This window comes from bacterium, assembly GCA_040755795.1.
GTDB lineage: Bacteria > UBA9089 > CG2-30-40-21 > CG2-30-40-21 > SBAY01 > JBFLXS01.
Map to the genome: position 1 here is coordinate 1 of JBFLXS010000669.1, position 1,451 is coordinate 1,451.

General features: G+C 34.2%; 1 protein-coding gene. It reads right to left on the reverse strand.

Features of this window, described 5'->3' with window-relative positions; all coding sequences use genetic code 11:
* Positions 1-139: 139 nt before the first annotated feature.
* On the reverse strand, positions 140-1,066 hold the full coding sequence (locus AB1414_20770) for a PorV/PorQ family protein (protein MEW6609844.1): 927 nt from the start codon (positions 1,064-1,066) through the stop codon (positions 140-142).
* Positions 1,067-1,451: the final 385 nt, after the last annotated feature.

The window sequence follows — 1,451 nt, forward strand, 5'->3', positions numbered from 1 at the left end:
TAAATATGTTGTTTGTGTCATAAGTTTGTCCTCCTTATTTTAGTTAGTTAATACTTTTTGTATAGTATACCATAAAATCTTTCGCAGGTCAAACTTGACACTTTATCATATCATCTCTGCGGTGAACTCTTACAAAAAATTATTCAGCCTTAAATTTCGTGGTAAGCGAAATTCGTTGAGAATCTCCAAGTTCTCCATAAGGGATGTATGCATAATCTAACTCAATTATATCTTTTATCTTAAGTCCTATGCCCGCAGTAAAACCACTGCCAGCATCATTAGTTGAGTTATACCCAAACCTGAGTTTTGCCATTGAATTAATAATTATTTCTGTGCCCAGATTGAGTTTTAGAGCACGGTCAATAGATTTGCTCAAATCTGATGTTAGTAACACTCTTTTTTCTAACATCTTATACAGAATGCCAAGTTTGAAATTTAAAGGTAATCGCTCCTCTTTTTCAATAAATTTTATTTTCTTACCAATATTCTGGACAACTACGCCGAGAGTTAAATCAGTATTCTGAAATTTATATAATCCACCTGCATCAAAGGCAAATTGTGTGTCTCCTTCATTTTCTATATGCAGGTTAATCCGTTTAATCGTTGCCCCAATTAATATTTTATCATTCCATCTTTGACCAAAGCTAAGGCTCATAACACTGTCTTTTGCTTCAAAATTTGAGGTAAAATTTCCATTTGTATCTCGCCCTACGATGTCATCTGCTTTTAAGACGATGATACTTAAGCCCATTGCTCCTAATTCTTCTTCTAATGGTAAAACAGTGGAAACAAGTTCATATCTTATCCCTTGAAACCAATCATTATGCATAAAATTAAACTCTAAATCTTCAATTTGAGCAATACCTGCGGGATTCCAGTAGAAGGCACTAAAATCATCTGCCAGTCCGGTAAATGCCTCACCCATAGCACAAGCCCTTGCTCCAACACCAAATTCTAACACCTGACCAACAGTTGTTCCTGCCTTTTTATAAATTGCGGCATCTACATTTAAAGAACAACCAAGAAGAATAATAACCACTAACATTTTCCATTTTGCATTTTCCATTTTATATCTCCTCCTGTAACTATTCACCACAGAGACGCAGAGGGCACGGAGAATGAACATATTATAAAGATGTAGTATGTATTTACAAATCATCTTAAGGTATTATGGAACAAGAACAGGGTTTGGGCAGTCCATTTTATTATTCTCTGCGTTCTCTGTGCCTCTGTGGTTATAATATACCTCCTCCTTATTAAATTAGCAATTTTATTATACTAAACATTTTATTTGCTGTCAAGTGATATTTGAATTTTTGGTAACTATTCACCACAGAGACGCAGAGATGATATGATAAAGTGTCAAGTTTGACCTGCGAAAGATTTTATGGTATACTATACAAAAAGTATTAACTAACTAAAATAAGGAGGACAAACTTATGACACAAACA

Excerpts from the sequence above, each read along its gene's own strand:
- AB1414_20770 (MEW6609844.1), bottom strand. The coding sequence starts at position 1,066 with ATGGAAAATGCAAAATGGAAAATGTTAGTGGTTATTATTCTTCTTGGT.